We start from the raw sequence: 17,930 nt of genomic DNA, 5'->3' as shown, positions 1-17,930 counted from the left end.
TTAAATTGATTCAAATAAATTTAGGAGATGCGTTCATAACTTCTTTTTAGGGCTTTCAATATATTAGGCTATTTTATGTTGATTTTTTCCACCAACAATAAAAATGAAAGCTTATCAAAGTTATACAAAGTAAAAACTAAAAAATATTTTATTTTAAGATTAAATATATTAATTTTTAATTAAAATTAATTACTCATATATGGAAATGACAAATATTATTAATGGTGATGGGTAAAAAGGATACAAAAATGAAAGTGATAAAATTTTATTTGCTGGCGTTATTATTTTTGGCAGGCTTCGTGAGTGCTAGCTACGCTGACACTTGCAATTATTCGGAATGTGAAGGGATAGCTTTACCCGATAATGTTAAAAAAATCCTTGATGAAGGGTATTGGGAAGTGGATGGAATTGAGAACTTGTTAAATAAAAAATATTTGTTTTTAAGTGCCGAGAATGTTAACGATGCCTATAAATGTTCGATATTGTTTAGAGTCAATAATAATAAAATAGAAAGCCAACCTGTATCTGGATGGCATTTTTTTAATTACAAATCCGATGTAAACTCAGGCATTGAACCACCAACGTTCGCTAAATATGATCCCTTGATGTTATGCGACATCTCTGTGGTAAATGGCAATGTGGTTAGTTCTTCCAGATACCAAGGGGGTTGGGAAGAAAAGGTATATCATATTGACCAGGAAAATAATTTTATACTCCTTTTATCGGATGCTTGCTTTGGATTTGGTTTCGTGCAAAGGATGTATTTCAATAATGGAAAAGTAGACAGAAAGCTTGTGTATGATGGAGAAGCTTTTCATTTTGATTATCTCTCTCGCCAGCCATTGACAGGGAAAGTGAAAACCCAAAAGGCTTTTTTATATAAAAAACCAGATGAAAAACAAAAAACCAAAGCGTATTTAATCAAAGGCGATACTTTTACGTTGCGTGATTATTCACTTGAATGGTATTGCACAAATTTGCCGTGTGATTATAATTCCAAAAAAAAATCACGATTTTATTTTCAAATAGACTATCAGAAACCATCAGGAGAGCACCTTATTGCCTGGATCAGATCAGAAGGTATTCGGCTATATGGGGGTGATTTAGGTGAGATAGATACAGAGCGATACAGCGATAATTGAAAACGCCCTGCAAAGCAGGGCGAATATTGGCAATATTAAATAGCTGATCGTGCTATTGAGCTTGGTTCAAATCTGTAGATGCCAATAATTTAATTCAAATCGCTGAGTTTTATTTTCTCACTTGCAAGTATTTTTTGCAATTCTGCTTCATCAATCGTCTGAACGCCCAACCCTGTGGCTTTTTCTAGCTTGCTGCCAGCATTCTCTCCATAGATGAGAATATCGGTATTTTTACTCACGCTCCCACTCATCTTCGCACCCAAGCTCTCAAGCAATGCACTTACCTTGTCTCGGGGATTTGAGAGGGTTCCGGTTAGCACGATGGTTTTGGAAGCAAAAAACGAATCTGGGGCAATCGGGCTAATCTCTGGGGCTTTGGGCGTGATGATTTCAAATAATTTTTCTATCAAATCGTGATTGACAATCCCAAAATCAATCACAGAAGCCGCCATTTCCTTGCCAAAACCATCAATAGCAATCAAGTCATCATATTTTTTATTAAAAACTTCTAGCCCAAAGCTAGAGGCAAGTTTTTTGCTTGCACCCTCGCCAATATGCTCCATCCCAAGAGCATTCAAAAGCCTCCATAACGGCACATTTTTTGTGTTTTTTATAGCATTGATGAGATTTTGCGCCTTTTTTTCTTGCCAGCCCTCTAACCTCAAAAGTTGCTCTGCCTGAATGGAATAAATATCAAGAATATTGGCAATAATCCCATTTTCAAATAATTGCTCGATAATTTTTTCTCCCAAACCATCGATATTGAGGGCTTTTTTGGAAGCAAAATAAAAAATAGATTCTTTCACGCGTGCCTTGCAAGAGAGATTTTGGCAACGGATAAAAATATCTTCTACCAGTAGCTCACTCCCGCATACTGGGCAATGTGTGGGCTTGATGATATCGATTTGGCTACCATCTCGCAAAGCCGTGATGGGTTTGATGATCTTTGGGATAACATCGCCACTGCGGATAATGATAACCGTGTCGTTGATTTTGATGTCTTTTTTTTCGATTTCAGAATAATTATGCAATGTGGCACGCGAGATCATCGCCCCTTCGATCTCGACAGGCTCAAGCTCTGCAACGGGCGTGATGACGCCTGTTCTGCCGACTTGGTTGGTGATAGAGAGGATTTTTGAGCTTTTTTCGATAGCGGGGAATTTATACGCACACGCAAAACGCGGGGATTTGATAGTATAGCCAAGACTTTTTTGTGCCTCTATAGAATCCACTACAATCACCATCCCATCAAGCATAATCGGGTAGGTATGGCGAATGCTCACAAGCTTTTCATAAATGGTTTGGATCGCTTCAATACCCGCACAATGCGTGATAAACGGCGTCGGGTGGAAGCCATATTGCAGGATTTTGTTGATGACTTCCAAAAAGCTCCCGCTATTTATATGGTGCTTGCCGATACCCCAAGGGATAAATTTTAATTTTCTTTTTGCTGTGATTTTGGGATCGAGTTGTCTGAGGCTTCCCGCTGCCGCATTTCTAGGATTGGCAAATAGATTTTCTCCTGTTTGCATTCTTTCTTGGTTGATTTTTTCAAAATCATCTCGACTAATAACCACCTCGCCCCGAATCTCGATTTCTTCTTGATATGGGATTTCAAGCGGGATGGATTGGATGGTTTTGGCATTTTGAGTAACCAGCTCTCCAGCAATCCCATCCCCTCGTGTGGTAGCACTTTGTAGCATCCCATTTTGGTAATATAGATTCAAAGAAACCCCATCAAATTTTGGCGAACATACAAATGTCGCCTCCGGATAGGATTTGTAAATGCGATTGACCCATTCTTGGAGCTTTGTGCGGTTGAAAATATCATCTAAACTCCACATCCTCTCTATGTGTGTGTTTTTTTGGAATGCACTCAGTGCGGTCCCGCCCACTCTTTGGGTCGGCGAAGAAGCGATGATGGATTGGGGATTGGCTGTTTCGTATGCTTGGATTTTGTGATAAAGATCATCGTATTCTTCATCTGTGGCTATGGGGTCATCAAGGACATAATAATGATACGCCATTTTTTTAAGCAAAGCAGTAGAGCTTTGATAATCTTGAAGATTTTTTAACATTGATGCCTCGTTTAATATGAAAATCTCTGTATTTTTTGGGTAATATTATAGCATTGAATTTGCATATGCAACAAAAGGAGTTGTTTTGATAAGTGATGTTGATAAAACCACTTCCCTACACCTCAATAATGAGGTGCAGTTTTTGTGTTTTACCCTAGATGAAGAGTCAGGTTCCCAGCTATATGCGATGAATGTTTTTAAAATCAGAGAAATTATTTATTATGATGGCGAATTTACCGAGACAGCGGGGGAGAATGATGGGATTATGCTTGGTTTTTTGACCGTTCGGGGGGAGTCTATTCCTTTGATTGATATGAGAAGATGGCTTTATTATAGTCCTAGCGACCCTCGAAGGGATTTGAGACCTTATTCGATTGAGGCTGAAAAGAGCTTGGTCGTGATTTGTAATTTTTCAAACTATACCGTGGGATTGAAGATTCTTGGTGTCAAGCGGATTGTGCAAAAAAATTGGTCAGAAGTCAGCGTGGGTAGCGAATATGGTTTTGATGGTAGTAGCAAAGTAACCGCAACAACAAAATACGATGATGGTTCGGTGATCCAGATTTTAGATGTCGAAAAGATGGTTGCAGAAGCATTCCCAATGTTTGATAATTTTTCTGGGCTTGAGCTCCAGCCTATTGAGGCTATTGATAGCGATAAAGTCATTTTGCTTGCTGAGGATTCCCAGTTTGCGGCTAAATCGTTGCAAAAGATTATCGAAAAACTTGGACTAAAATATTTTACTTTCCCCAATGGCAAGGCACTTTTGGATTATCTATTTACCGATGGCGATATCCATCAGGTTGGTGCGATCATTACGGATTTAGAAATGCCAATGGTATCGGGTTTTGAAGTATTAAAACGTGTCAAAGAAAATCCCGAAACCAAGCATATTCCGGTTATTGTCAATTCTTCAATGAGCAGTGATTCGAACAAACAAATGGCAAATACTTTGCGTGCTGATGGGTTTATCACCAAATCCAACGCAACAGAGATTGAAGAATTGTTAAAAAAATTTTTATGAATAAAATAAAAAATATTTACAAAAAAGAAAGGTAATAATGCGAACTCACTTGTGTGCGGATTTGGATGAAAAAAACATAGGACAAGATGTTATTTTGTGTGGCTGGTGTAATACCTATCGTGATCACGGCGGGGTGGTGTTTATTGACCTGAGGGATAAAAGCGGGTTGATCCAGTTGGTTTGCGACCCCGCTTCAGGGGCGTATAGCACTGCTGCTAGTGTGCGTGATGAATATGTTTTGATCGCCAAAGGCAAGATCAGGACTCGTGGGGTAGGGCTTGAAAATCCCAAGCTAAAAACGGGCAAGATTGAAGTCGTGCTTGATGGGCTTATTATCGAAAACAAAAGCCTCACCCCGCCGATTCTCATCGGAGATGAGAGTGTGAATGAAGATTTGCGGTTGAAATATCGTTATTTGGATCTGCGTTCAAAAAAATCTTTCCATATCTTTAAAATGCGTAGCGATATTGCCATCACTGCGAGAAATTCGCTTGCCCAAATGGGATTTATCGAGGTTGAAACCCCGATTTTGTCCAAAACCACCCCAGAGGGAGCAAGGGATTATCTCGTGCCAAGCAGGGTGCATAGCGGGGAATTTTTTGCATTGCCACAAAGTCCCCAGCTTTTCAAGCAGATCTTGATGGTAGGCGGGATGGATAGGTATTTTCAGATAGCGCGGTGTTTTAGAGATGAGGATTTGCGTGCGGATAGGCAACCTGAATTTACCCAGATCGATGTGGAGATGAGCTTTTGCCAGCAAGATGATGTGATGGCAACGGCTGAAAAACTACTCAAGGATATTTTTGCGGCCGCTTCTATAGAGGTCAGCACGCCTTTTGTGCGGATAAAATACGCCGAAGCGATGGAAAAATATGGCTCAGACAAGCCTGATTTACGCTTTGATATGCCCCTTGTAGAGGTTGGGGATTTGTTTGTGGATTCTTCTAACGAGATTTTTAGCACCATCGCTAAAGATAGCAAAAAAAATCGTTTCAAGGCTCTAAAAGTGCAGAGCGGAGATGAATTTTTCACCCGCAAAACCTTGGGCGAGGCTGAAGAGTTTGTGAGAAAATTTGGAGCAAAGGGCTTGGCATATATCCAATGCAAAGAAGATGGTCCTAAAGGCCCTTTGGTGAAGTTTGTTTCTGAAGAAAGTCTCAAAACGCTTTTGGAGCGTGTTGGGGCGAGGGCTGGTGATATTATTTTCTTTGGTGCTGGGGAGAAGAGGATTGTTTGGGATTATATGGGGAGGCTTCGGGTCAAGATTGCCCAAGATATGGGATTAATTGATGAGAATATGCTGAAATTTTTGTGGGTTGTTGATTTCCCTATGTTTGAAAAATCAGATGGGAAAATTTCGGCGTTACACCACCCTTTTACAATGCCCAAAAATCTCGATACAGATGATATTGAAGCCATCGAATCGATTGCTTATGATGTTGTGCTTAATGGCGTGGAGCTTGGTGGGGGGAGTATCAGAATACACAAGCAAGACATCCAGGAAAAAATCTTTGAAATCCTTGGGATTGCGCCAAATGAGGCAAAAGAGAAATTTGGATTTTTGCTTGAAGCCCTAAGTTATGGCGCACCGCCACACGGGGGTTTTGCGATTGGGCTTGATCGGCTGGTGATGTTATTGACAAAATCCAGTAGTATTCGAGATGTGATTGCATTTCCTAAGACCCAAAAAGCGACTTGTTTGCTTACAGATGCGCCTAATAGCGTGGATGAGGAGCAGCTCAAAGAGTTACATATTCGCCTAAAAAACCAGCCTCGTGGCTAGAAATCATTAGATAAGGAGATGAAATGAAAAAATTATTTTTGATAATCGGTGCGCCCGGCAGTGGAAAAACCACCGATGCCGAGCTTATTGCCAAGCAGTGTAGCGATACGATCGTGCATTATTCTACCGGAGATTTGTTGCGATCTGAGGTCGCTAGCGGGAGCGAAAGAGGAAAATTAATCGAGGGTTTTACAAGCAAAGGCAATTTGGTCCCTTTGGATATTGTCGTAGAGACCATCGTTACAGCGATTAAAAATGCCCCTAAAGATGTGATTTTGATTGATGGTTATCCCAGAAGTGTCGAACAGATGGCGTCGCTTGATAAGGTGTTAAAATCCCAAAATGATGTGGCATTAAAAAGCGTGATCGAAGTCGATGTGAGCGAGTTGGTCGCAAGAGAAAGGGTGCTTGGGAGAGCAAGGGGGGCAGATGATAATGTCGAGGTTTTTAATAATCGTATGCAGGTTTATAAAACCCCGCTCAAAGAAATTCAAGATTTTTATTCCCAAATGGGGATTTTGAAGCGGATCAATGGCGAGAGAAAGATTGAAAAGATTGTCGAAGAAATGCAAGATTTTATCAAATCAAAAATTTAAGGAGCAAAAAATGGATATTTCAAAAATCCCTGTCGGAGAAAATCCAGACAAAATCAATGCCGTGATTGAGATCCCTTATGGGTCAAATATCAAATACGAAATCGACAAAGAAAGCGGTGCGGTTGTCGTAGATAGGGTGATGTATAGTGCGATGTTTTATCCGGCAAATTATGGTTTTGTGCCAAATACATTGAGTGAAGATGGCGATCCTGCTGATGTTTTGGTGCTGAATGAATACCCTCTGCAAGCGGGGAGTGTTATCAAATGCCGTTTGATTGGCGTGCTGATTATGGAGGATGAAAGCGGGCTAGATGAGAAGCTTTTGGCAGTGCCACTTACCAAGATCGATCCGCGCTATGAGGCGATCAAGACATTGGAGGATCTACCCAAAATCACTCTGGATAAGATCAAAAACTTTTTTGAAACCTATAAAATGCTAGAGCCGGGCAAGTGGGTAAAGGTAAAAGGTTTTGAAGACAAAGACAAGGCTTGTGCGATATTGGATAAAGCTATCAAATCTTACAAATAAGGCTTAAGGCAAAAAATTCCTACCATCGCCTTTTTTTGGCGATAAGGTGAAAAAGCATAGCGAACTTTTTTCCTAGCAATTCTAAACTTTCAAATCTTAGAAAATGGGTTGATATTCCTGCGTTAGCAGGATATAACCCAATAACTTTAGGAACGAAAACGGGCTTTGCCCGTTGGAGCGATCTTCAGATTCGATTTATCGAATCGAGTAGAAAAATAATGAAAACCTTAGAAGACTTATCTCGAATATTCAAGGCAAGCTTAAATATGAGATGGTAACTTTAGGAGCGTAGCAAGATTTTACATCTTGCGTAGCGGTCTTCAGGTTTGCAAAGCAAACCGAGTAAAACATAGATGTAGCGGTCTTCAGATTCAGTTTTTTAAAACTCAATCAAGTAACCATAATATTTATCCCCAATCTTCCCCAATGCCAAGCAAAATACAATGATTAAAATGAGGCAACACGCAATATGCATAAAGCTCGCTCCCCATTCCCAAAAATTCAAGATCGCTCAAATATCTCCCATCAAATTTGAGATAAAACATTCTTGGCTTTTTGTCTTTTGCCTCTGAAACCAAAACACCGCCCACGCCAACCCCTCCGAGATGGCTATACTTGACAAAATCCCTAAGTATAAAATAGCTCAAAACCAACTCGCCTTTGAGCGCATTTTTTTGTGCATTTGTTAGCCCATTATAAACGGAATGTTCGATGATTTTTCTACCTCTAAAAACGGGGTATTGGGCGTTTTTGGATTGCAAGATCACTTGTTGGTAATACGATTTAAGCGTTTGACTCTCTCTTTTGAGATAAAAAGTTGCATCTTTGATAGCCCTATTTTCGGCACTTATAAGAAAAAATTGGCAATTTAAAATCAATAGTGCTAATAATATTTTTTTCATCATTTAAAAAGCGATATTGAGTTCAATACTCCCAAAATTATGCGGTTTGGGCTGGGTTTGGAATGTCTTGCTCCTATGCGTGTAAGTATAGGCAAATCGCATCCCTCGATACAAAAAAGCCAACCCAATCTCCCCATCATAAACAAAATATTTCATATCCAAACCGGTCTGGCTACCAAAACTATTACCCTGTATAAAAATATTTCTCGCTTGATAACGCCCAGAAATCCCACCAAAAACATAAAATGAGAATCTGTCATTATAAGCCTCGCCACCACTAAAACTCGAATTTACTTTATCCACACCAAAATCAGAATCCAGATTGTAGCCCACACGCCAACGCGAGCCAATCTGAAAATGCGTATCCGCATTCCCCAAACTCACATCAAGCCCGGGCAGAATATCAGAAGAAATCCATCTAGAATCCCATAAATAAATCTTTTTTATCAATTGGTAGTTGAGATTGAAAATAAATTCATTTTTGAGTTGGTTTCCCCAACCATAGAATGTAGGATTGTTGGTTAGATAATGGATGAGTTTTTGAGTTTCATAACCGAGTGCTGAGGGACCGACCATCCCTATGGATACAACCATACTTTCCAAAACACTCCCACTACGATGATGGACGCCGAGATTTAATCGCAGATAGGCTGCATACGGGTGATCAGAGGGGTCAGGCAGGGCAACTCGGGAATAAGGGGTATAAATATCTTGTGTCAAAGAAACGCTAAAACGTGTCATCTTGCTATGATTAAGACCACCTAGAAGGCTCAAATACCGACTCCAAGCCATCGGGGAATCTTTATCCTCGCAGTCAAAATTATATTCTGCAGAAGTGTAGCCAAGACTTGTCCCGGCGGTGTAATACCTATCGACGTATTGATCGGCATAGGCGTCATTTTCGCTCAGCAGATTGACAAACTGCCTTTTGTAGGGTATCAATTCGGTATCACAGATTTCATTGGCAAAACTAAGGGTAAAACACAACAATAACCCCGAAGCAATTTTTTTCATTATTTTTTCCTTAATCTAAATGGGGTGCTGGCGTGAGATGGAGTTTTGTTTGAAAGCTATTAAAAAATATTTCTTTTGCCCGGGGTAAGCCCATCTTGATAAAATCGATTTCAATGCCCTCATTAGCGTCCAACACCTCGCCAAGCAGGGTGGTTGTAATCTGATAAATTTGTGCTAATTCATTAAGGCGCACAAGATTTTGCGGAGAAATCTCAACAACAATACAACTTTGCGATTCAGCAAAAATCATTTCTTTTGGTGTGTTCATACCTTTGTTTTTATCAAAAGAAGTTTTTACACGCACGCCTTTTTCACCCAGCAATGCCATTTTTGCCAGTGCCATACCAAGCCCGCCCTTGCCAATATCTTTGGCAGAAACCACCAAACCATCGGCAATAGCCTCCAGCAATAATGCCCACAATCTCGCTTCTTTTTTGAGATCTATCTGGGGGGCTTTCCCACTGCATTCACCTTGAAAAATCTTTTGGATCAAGCTCCCCCCAAAATCAAGACCCACATCGCCCAAAAGCACGATCTGATTGCCTGTTTGCTTCAAACCTGCCTCAATGATTTTATCTTGGATAAGCCCCACAGCTACGATGGTAGGCGTGGGATAAATATCTTTGCCATCGGTTTGATTATACAGCGATACATTCCCGCTCACTACGGGTGTTTGGAGAATCTCGCACGCCTCTTTGATACCCGCGCACGCCTCTTGAAACTGCCACATCACTTCGGGATTTTCAGGACTGCCAAAATTCAAACAATCGCTAATCGCCAAAACCTTTGCCCCCCGCAGCACGCAATTCCTGCCTGCTGTGCTCACCGCAATCTTTGCACCCTCTTTGGGATCAAGATAGCAATAACGGGGATTGCAATAAACATTCATCGCCAAAAAAGAATCATTCTCCCTCACCCGAATCACGCTAGCATCGCCCCGCCCACTCCCTACAATCGTATTTGTCCCCACACTCCCATCATATTGGGAATAAATCCAACCTTTATCACAAACCTCAATGCTCCCTAGCAGGGTTTCAAAAATCTCTTGCTGGCTTGCTTGTGTGGGGATGAAGCATTTTTGATTGAGCGTCCCAAGATAGGCAGGTTTTTGGACCTCTCTATCCAAAACAGGGGCATTTTCACTCAAAGGTGCTATCGGAATCTCTGCGCATTTCTCCCCCTGCCAAAACAATTCCATATGCCCGCTGTTAGTTACTTCACCGATAATCTCTGCGTCTAATTCCCATTTTTGGAAAATCGCCATCACCTCTTTTTCACAGCCTTTTTTCGCACAAATAAGCATCCTTTCTTGCGATTCACTCAACATCAATTCATAAGGTCCTAGCCCAGATTCTCGCATCGGGACTTTATCAAGGTGCATCACCATACCGCTCCCGCTTCGCCCAGCCATCTCAAAGCTCGAGCTCGTCAGCCCCGCAGCGCCCATATCCTGAATACCGACAATCAAATCCTTTTTGAAAAGTTCCAAGCACGCTTCTAAAAGGAGTTTTTCGCTAAATGGATCGCCGATCTGCACGGTTGGGCGGAGGGATTTGGAATCTTGTGTGAAGCTATCACTACTCATCACCGCCCCGCCAAGCCCGTCTGCACCGGTTTTGCTACCGACATAAATCACAGGATTGCCAATCCCGCTAGCCTTGCCATAAAATATCTCGCTTTCTTTTACAATACCGAGCGTAAAGGCATTCACGAGGATATTACCATTGTAACAATCCTCAAAACTACTCTCCCCGCCAATCGTAGGCACACCCATACAATTACCATAATCCCCAATCCCAGCAACCACGCCACGAAGCAAATAACGATGCAACTTGCCGATTGCATCATCTTTGTAGGCTTCTCCAAAACGGATCGAATCAAGGCTTGCCACAGGACGTGCGCCCATCGTAAAAATATCCCTCATAATCCCGCCCACACCTGTAGCTGCCCCAGCGTGTGGTTCGATGAAGCTCGGGTGATTGTGCGATTCGATCTTAAAAACCGCTCCATAACCTTGCCCAATAGCTATCACACCCGCATTCTCACCCGGTCCTTGGATGACCCACGGGGCAGTTGTGGGGAAGCCCCGCAAATATTTTTTGCTCGATTTATAACTACAATGTTCGCTCCACATCGCTGAAAATATGGCAATTTCAAGCAAATTTGGCTCACGGGATAAGATTTTTTTGATTTGTTCATAATCTTCTTTGCTTAATTTGTGATTTTTGAGCACTTCAGAAATATCTTGTATTGGTGGGATTATTGGCATTAATTTTCCTCATAATATTGGTAGTTTTGGCAGTTTTGCCAAAGAATCATTTTATCAAAAATCCCCCACAAACTAAAAAAAATAGAAAAAAATTGAAATTTTATAATTTCCTAAGTATCAAATAAAGATTTATCTACTAAAATGCTAAGCACAACAGATGATTAGGAGAACGTAAGAATATGAAATACATTAAGTTTTTCAAGGAACTCAACAACAAGGATGTCCCTCTGGTGGGTGGCAAGAACGCTAGCATTGGCGAGATGTTCCAAGAACTCGTGCCTGTGGGTATCAAAGTCCCCAATGGATTTGCCATCACCAGCGAGGCTTACTGGTATCTGCTAGAAAGCGGGGGGATCAAACAAAAGATAATCGATTTGCTCGATGGTGTCGATGTTACCGAAATCGATGTTTTAAAAACCCGATCAAAAAAGATTCGCGAACTTATTTTTGGCACACCTTTCCCTGCTGACCTTAGGGATGAGATTTTTCAAGCTTACAAAATACTCAGCGATGAATATGGTATGAAAGAAGCCGATGTGGCAGTCCGTAGCTCAGCAACAGCTGAAGATCTCCCAGATGCTTCGTTTGCTGGGCAACAAGATACGTATTTGAGCGTAAAGGGACAAACCGAACTAATCCATTACATCAAATCGTGCTTTGCTTCGCTTTTTACCGATAGGGCGGTGAGTTACCGGGCTTCACGGGGGTTTGATCATTTCAAAGTCGCCTTGAGCGTGGGGGTGCAAAAAATGGTGCGTGCAGACAAAGGCAGTGCGGGCGTGATGTTTTCTATCGATACAGAAACGGGCTTTAAAGACGCTGTTTTTATCACTTCAAGCTGGGGATTAGGAGAAAATGTCGTCGGTGGGACGGTCAATCCTGATGAGTTTTATGTATTCAAACCTACGCTAGAACAAGGCAAACGCCCCATCATCAAGCGCCAACTTGGCACCAAACACCAAAAAATGGTCTATGCTCCCAAAGGGAGCGATCACCCCACAAAAAACATCAAAACCACCCAAAAAGAGCTCCATACATTCTCCATCACCGATGAAGACATCCTCACCCTTGCCCGCTATGCTATCATCATCGAAAGACACTACACAAAAGAAGCCGGCGAATACCGACCAATGGATATGGAATGGGCAAAAGATGGCGAAAGCGGGGAGATTTTCATCGTGCAGGCTCGCCCTGAAACCGTGCAGAGTCAAAATATCAAAAAATGTGGCGGGCAAAAGATCGAAAAATTCCGATTCCAAAACAACAATGAGAAAAAAGAAATCATCATCACCGGAAAAGCCATCGGCGGGAAAATCGGGACCGGAAAAGTTCGGATTATCAACGACATCGAGCATATGAATACATTCAAAGAGGGCGAGATTTTGGTCACAGATAATACCGATCCTGACTGGGAACCAGCGATGAAAAAAGCTGCTGCTGTTATCACCAATCGAGGGGGACGCACCTGCCACGCAGCCATTGTCGCCAGAGAAATAGGCGTGCCTGCCATCGTGGGGGCAGTGGGGGCGACTGATAGGCTTTATACCGGGATGGAGGTCACAGTCTCTTGTGCAGAGGGTGAGGAGGGCTACGTATATGCTGGGATACACCCCTATGAGGTCGAGAGTATCGAGCTAGCCAATATGGGGGAAACCAAGACAAAAATCTATATGAATGTCGGCAATCCTGAAAAAGCTTTTGGCTTCTCCCAGCTCCCCAATCACGGGGTAGGGCTAGCCAGAATGGAACTCATTGTCCTTAATCAAATCAAAGCCCACCCGCTCGCACTTTTGGATTTGCAAAATGGCAAAAAAGACATCAAAGATAAAGATCAGATCGAAAAGCTCATTGCTGGCTATGAAAGCCCCAAAGACTTTTTTGTCAAAAAAATCGCTGAGGGTATGGGGATGATCGCTGCAGCGTTTTATCCTCGCCCAGTCATCGTGCGCACGAGCGATTTTAAAACCAACGAATACCGCGGGATGATAGGCGGGACTGCCTACGAACCCCAAGAAGAAAATCCGATGTTGGGATTCCGTGGGGCGAGCCGTTATTATTCTGACCTCTATCGTGGGGCTTTTGAGTGGGAATGTCAGGCATTAGCGATGGTGCGTGATGAGATGGGGCTAACGAATATGAAAGTGATGATTCCGTTTTTGCGAACACCCGAAGAGGGCAAAAAGGTGCTTGAGATCTTGAGAAGAAATGGGCTGGAATCAGGCAAAAATGGGCTGGAAATCTATGTGATGTGCGAGCTTCCTGTGAATGTGATCTTAGCTGATGATTTTCTATCGATGTTTGATGGGTTCTCTATTGGTTCTAATGACCTCACACAGCTGACTTTGGGCGTAGATAGAGATGGGGAGCTGGTGAGTAATATTTTTGATGAGAGAAATCCTGCGATGTTAGAGATGTTTAAGCGTGCGATTGGGGCTTGTAAAAAACACGGCAAATATTGCGGGATTTGCGGGCAAGCCCCTAGCGATTACCCTGAAATAGCAGAATTTTTGGTGCGTGAGGGGATCGACTCGATTTCTTTAAACCCTGATTCTGTGATTGCAACGTGGAATCTTGTTTCCAAGCTTGAAAAAGAGCTCAAGCGTTAATCGCTATGCCAAAAATGCGTGATTGATGATGATAGAATTTGAGCGAGCCAAAACAAAAGCGGATTTTGAGCGTATCGCTTTGCTTGCCAAAGAGATTTGGGAGGAGCATTATGCCACTATCCTCTCACTCGCACAAATCCGCTATATGATAGAAAACTTTCAAAGCACTGAGGCGATCGAGCAACAAACCAAGCAGGGGTATGAATATTTTTCCATTCTTAATGGCAATGCGCTAGCCGGCTATTTTGCCATCGCAAAAAAAGACGATACGGCATTGGTCTATAAGATGGGTTTAGAGCCAAATCAAAGCCCTAAAAGCATTTTTTTAAGCAAACTTTATATCCAAAAAAATCACCGCCATCAAGGTATTGGTAAAGCTGTGATATCCCATATCAAGGCACTTGCTAACACTTCTGGTATTGAACGCATATGGCTAAGTGTCAATAAGCATAACACAAACTCCCTGCACGCTTACAAAAAGCTAGGATTTGCAATCTATCGGGAAGATAGGGTTTCTATCGGGGCGGGCTATGTGATGGATGATTATTTTATGCAACTTGTTTGGGGGTAAAAACCCCTTCTTTAGCCCCTATTATTAATATCTTTGAATTTTTCAACAAATGCGGTGATTTTTTGCAAAACATTTTGTTTTTGCGTGCGATGTTCTGGTTTTAGTGGGCTGATTTTTGGCAAGATACCATTGAGATCAGTGCCGTATTCACTCGGATAACCACGTTTTAGCGATAGTGCGATATACCGCCTTGCTAGGTCGGGTTTGAGATTATGCTCATCAATGATATTTTGCTCTTCTTTGTCATATTCTATGCGGGCATAGGTGAAAAACGCCTCAATCAAGCTTTCTTTATCAGGAATATCTTCAAAATCCATCTCTTCAATAAAATCCACTAGCAAGCTTTCTTTTGCCCGATTACCAATGCTTGATCGGATAATGCGACGCACCTCCTTGATGAGCTCCTCTTTATCGTGGCTTTTCTTGCTGTGGTTAAATAGCAATGCCAAAATATAATCCAGATTGATTTCTTGGGATTTCAAAAGCTCGACTTCAAAAACAATATCACCCCAAGTAATCAGCTCATCTTTGCCACCACTTTTATCCCCATCTATTTTGCCCCGGACAATCATTTCACGGATGTCGTTATACGTGGATTTATAATCTTGCAATTTACGCTCGCTAGGCAATGGGATTGCTTGCAATTCTTTGATTTTTTCTTTATCGATTTGATAAGTCTCCTGGAATGCCTCTAAGGCTTTGGGGTCTTTTGTATCAAGATTTTGTGCATTTTTAAGCGCACTGAATTCATCATAATTTTGCAAAATATTTTCAAGACGCAAATACTCCCCAAATAATTTCACAAAACCCTTTTTATCAGCTTCTGTTTCAATCGCACTTGGATTGGGAAATTGGCTCTCCAAAGCCTTGTTTACTTCGATAAATCCCCGCCTTGCCTCGCCAGTAATAATATCTTTAAAGCCTTCCATATATTCTTGGTAGCTTTTTTCTAGCACCATATTTTTGGTATTGCTTTTCCCAAATAGCTCAATCGCTGTTGCGGTTTCTTTTTCCAAATCACGGAATGTTACGACATTGCCGAATGTTTTGGTTGCATCATAAATGCGATTGGTGCGTGAATAAGCCTGAATCAGCCCGTGATAACGCAAATTTTTATCGACAAATAGCGTGTTTAGTCTGGGTGCATCAAAGCCAGTCAAAAACATCCCTACTACGATAAGCAAATCCACTTCTTTATCTTTTACCTTTTTGGCAAGATCGCGATAATAATTTTGAAATTCTTTGCTATCGACGCCAAAATTGGTTTTAAATAATGCGTTGTAATCATCAATTGCTTTACTCAAAAATTCTTTAGCTGTGCAATCTAGTGCTGTGGGTTCAAATGTCTCATCAGCAATATCCCCGATAGCATCTTGGTCTTCATTGGCAACAAAGGAAAAAATAGTCGCGATTTTAAGCGGGGGTTTATCAGGGTAGGGGTGTTGTTTTTGCAGGTTATTTAGCGTTTCATAATAGAGCTTTGCCGCATCAACTGAGTTGACCGCAAACATCGCATTAAACCCGCCAGTGTTGCCATAGAGGCGATGGGTTTTTTGATGAAAATGCCTCAAAATATATTGAGAAATTTCTTTAACCCGCTCAGGATGCAATAGTGCTTTTTCTGTAAGCTTTAATTTTACTTTATCTTGCTCGGTAATATTATCAGCAGATTCTTCGTTTTTAAATTTGGCTTTTACGTTGTTGTAATCGACTTTAAATTTCAAAACCTTATCATCTCGGATCGCATCAGTGATCACATAAGAATGCAACTCTGTGCCAAATACGCTCGCTGTGGTTTCTGTGCCCAATGCGTTCTCGGGAAATATCGGCGTGCCGGTAAAGCCAAATTGATAATAATATTTGAATTTTTTCTTTAGGTTTTTTTGTGCCTCGCCAAATTGGGAGCGGTGGCATTCATCAAATATAAACACCACTTGCTTGCCATAAATAGGCAAATCTGCCTCGCTTTTCATCAAAATATTAAGCTTTTGAATAGTCGTAACGATGATTTTGTTATCATCTTTTTGGATATTTTTCTTTAGCCCCGCCGTGCTATCTGAGCCATTGACACTATCGGGGGAAAAGCGCTGGTATTCTTTCATCGTTTGATAATCAAGATCTTTTCTATCGACTACGAAAAAAACCTTATCGATAAAATCTAGCTCAGTAGCCAGGCGAGCAGCTTTAAAGCTGGTGAGCGTTTTGCCTGATCCTGTGGTGTGCCAGATAAACCCCCCGCCGTGAATGTCAGCCCATTTTTTGGCGTTATAGCTACTCTTTATCTTCCATAATATCCGCTCAGTCGCAGCGATTTGATAAGGGCGCATCAATAGCAAATTATCATCTACATCAAGCACCGCATAAGTCAAAATAATATTTAATAAGGTGTTTTTTTGCAAAAACGTAGCGGTAAAATCTTTTAAATCTTTGATGGGCGTATTATCCGCACGCGCCCATTCCATCGTAAAATCATAGCTATTTTTATCCCGCTTGGTAGTATTAGCAAAATAGCGAGTGTCTGTGCCATTAGAAATGATAAAGGCTTGCAGGTATTTATAAAGCGAGCTTTCGCTATTAAAGCTTTCTTTGCTGTAGCGATGGACTTGGTTAAAGGCTTCTTTGATAGCAATGCCCCGGCGTTTTAGCTCGATTTGTGCTAGTGGCAAGCCATTGACCAAAATCGTTACATCATAGCGATTCGTGTGTTCGCCGGTTTGTTCAAACTGATTGATGACTTGCACTTTATTGCGGGCAATGGTTTTTTTATCGACCAGATAGATATTTTGCAAACGCCCATCATCAAAGGTAAAATCACAAATATAATTATTATGGATTTTACGGCTTTTTTCTATCGTGCCATCGCTGGCTTTATCCAGAAATTCTTCAAGGAAGCGTTGCCACTCGCTTGGATTAAATCGCACATTATTCAAGGCTTCGATTTGGGTTTTGAGATTATCTAGCAAGGCTTTGGGGGTCCTGATCTCGGGGCGGTATTCATAGCCTTGATTTTTGAGATCATTGATAAACTCTTTTTCAAGATCTTCTTCACTTTGAAAACTCTCCGATAAACTTTCTATGGGCTCGTATTTATCAAGAATAATAAAATTTGGGGTTTCCAAAATAGGTGCTGTGTGTTCTATCATTTTCAAATCCTTTTTCATCTATGTTTTACTCGGTTTGTTTAAAAACAAACCTGAAGACCACTGCGGGCAGTTAAACTGCCCTACGTTCCTAAAGTATGGGGTTATTCCCAGCTACCGCTGGTCATCAACCCAGTTTTATAGGTTTATACTCGGTTTGTTAAGAACAAACCTGAAGACCGCTACATCTATTTTTTACTCGATTCACGTTGTGAATCTGAAGACCGCTACGCAGGGAATAAATCCCCGCTTCGCTCCTAAAGCACAGGGTTATTC

General features: G+C 41.4%; 12 protein-coding genes. 7 read left to right on the top strand and 5 right to left on the bottom strand.

Annotated features, from left to right (window positions below; translation table 11 throughout):
* The first annotated feature begins 248 nt into the window (after window positions 1-248).
* Entirely contained in the window at window positions 249-1,142 is an 894-nt protein-coding gene (locus tag BJI48_RS03265; protein WP_095331861.1) for a hypothetical protein, read from the top strand.
* An 89-nt stretch (window positions 1,143-1,231) separates the two neighbouring features.
* Here the strand turns inward: BJI48_RS03265 and ligA are convergent, their stop codons facing one another.
* Window positions 1,232-3,220 carry an NAD-dependent DNA ligase LigA gene (gene ligA / locus BJI48_RS03260; RefSeq protein ID WP_095331859.1) on the bottom strand — a complete coding sequence of 663 codons (1,989 nt, stop codon included), beginning with the start codon at window positions 3,218-3,220 and terminating at the stop codon, window positions 1,232-1,234.
* 85 nt (window positions 3,221-3,305) lie between these two features.
* Between ligA and BJI48_RS03255 the strand changes: the two genes are divergently transcribed.
* The 4 genes from BJI48_RS03255 to ppa are packed head-to-tail and all read left to right on the top strand — an operon-like array spanning window position 3,306 to window position 7,152.
* Complete coding sequence (locus tag BJI48_RS03255) at window positions 3,306-4,244, top strand: chemotaxis protein (protein ID WP_095331857.1); 939 nt, start codon at window positions 3,306-3,308, stop codon at window positions 4,242-4,244.
* Between the two features lie 37 nt (window positions 4,245-4,281).
* Window positions 4,282-6,027: an aspartate--tRNA ligase gene (aspS, locus tag BJI48_RS03250; RefSeq protein WP_095331855.1), complete on the top strand. Its 1,746-nt coding sequence runs from the start codon at window positions 4,282-4,284 to the stop codon at window positions 6,025-6,027.
* Between the two features lie 23 nt (window positions 6,028-6,050).
* A complete protein-coding gene (locus tag BJI48_RS03245) occupies window positions 6,051-6,623 on the top strand; it encodes an adenylate kinase (protein ID WP_095331853.1) in 573 nt (190 codons plus the stop codon).
* Window positions 6,624-6,633: 10 nt separating this feature from the next.
* Window positions 6,634-7,152 (top strand): inorganic diphosphatase, encoded by a 519-nt coding sequence (gene ppa / locus BJI48_RS03240; protein ID WP_095331851.1) that lies wholly within the window; start codon window positions 6,634-6,636, stop codon window positions 7,150-7,152.
* 407 nt (window positions 7,153-7,559) lie between these two features.
* Here the strand turns inward: ppa and BJI48_RS03235 are convergent, their stop codons facing one another.
* From BJI48_RS03235 to purL, 3 genes are read right to left on the bottom strand one after another with little or no spacing between them, the layout of a single operon-like run.
* Window positions 7,560-8,057 carry a hypothetical protein gene (locus BJI48_RS03235; RefSeq protein WP_143428763.1) on the bottom strand — a complete coding sequence of 166 codons (498 nt, stop codon included), beginning with the start codon at window positions 8,055-8,057 and terminating at the stop codon, window positions 7,560-7,562.
* A complete protein-coding gene (locus BJI48_RS03230) occupies window positions 8,058-9,068 on the bottom strand; it encodes a lipid A deacylase LpxR family protein (protein WP_095331847.1) in 1,011 nt (336 codons plus the stop codon).
* 10 nt (window positions 9,069-9,078) lie between these two features.
* The gene (gene purL, locus BJI48_RS03225; RefSeq protein WP_095331845.1) at window positions 9,079-11,337 is read right to left on the bottom strand and encodes a phosphoribosylformylglycinamidine synthase subunit PurL; all 2,259 of its coding nucleotides are present in this window, start codon (window positions 11,335-11,337) and stop codon (window positions 9,079-9,081) included.
* Window positions 11,338-11,516: 179 nt separating this feature from the next.
* Here purL and ppsA point away from each other — a divergent pair, with 179 nt between their 5' ends.
* Window positions 11,517-13,943, top strand: coding sequence for a pyruvate, water dikinase (gene ppsA, locus BJI48_RS03220; protein ID WP_095331843.1), 2,427 nt, complete (start codon window positions 11,517-11,519; stop codon window positions 13,941-13,943).
* A gap of 25 nt (window positions 13,944-13,968) precedes the next feature.
* Window positions 13,969-14,514, top strand: a complete 546-nt coding sequence (locus BJI48_RS03215) for a GNAT family N-acetyltransferase (protein ID WP_095331841.1) — start codon at window positions 13,969-13,971, stop codon at window positions 14,512-14,514.
* 11 nt (window positions 14,515-14,525) lie between these two features.
* On the opposite strand, the gene BJI48_RS03210 is transcribed toward BJI48_RS03215, so the two are convergent.
* Window positions 14,526-17,657 (bottom strand): type I restriction endonuclease subunit R, encoded by a 3,132-nt coding sequence (locus tag BJI48_RS03210; protein ID WP_095331839.1) that lies wholly within the window; start codon window positions 17,655-17,657, stop codon window positions 14,526-14,528.
* Window positions 17,658-17,930: the final 273 nt, after the last annotated feature.

This window comes from Helicobacter sp. 11S02596-1 (assembly GCF_002272825.1).
Taxonomy (GTDB): Bacteria; Campylobacterota; Campylobacteria; order Campylobacterales; family Helicobacteraceae; genus Helicobacter_J.
The sequence above is the reverse complement of the archived record's forward strand: the minus strand, read 5'-3'. Positions and strand labels throughout refer to the sequence as shown.